Origin of the sequence: uncultured Dokdonia sp., from assembly GCF_947492815.1 — a bacterium.
GTDB lineage: Bacteria > Bacteroidota > Bacteroidia > Flavobacteriales > Flavobacteriaceae > Dokdonia.
This window is the reverse complement of the sequence record NZ_CANLOB010000141.1, coordinates 1-201: the sequence shown is the minus strand read 5'-3', so window position 1 is coordinate 201 and position 201 is coordinate 1. Positions and strand designations below refer to the sequence as shown.

1 protein-coding gene is annotated in these 201 nt (G+C 36.3%); it reads left to right on the top strand.

What is annotated here, in order from left to right:
- Positions 1-201 (top strand): hypothetical protein (locus Q1A01_RS23860; protein WP_299686124.1); only part of this gene is annotated, 201 nt, incomplete at both ends.

Sequence of the window (201 nt, the reverse complement as noted above, 5' to 3'; positions counted from 1 at the left end):
TTCTTAGTAGCTCCTCAGGATACTGCTGATTTTAATATCTCATATCATGAGACTCAAACAGAGGCAGATAATAATGCCAATCCAATAGATCAATCAGTATTACTAACAGTAACAGATGGGGATGTACTCTTCTTTAGAATAGAGAATGATGATACGGATTGTGTTTCCTTTGGAAGTGTCATCTTTACTGTAGAGAGTCGT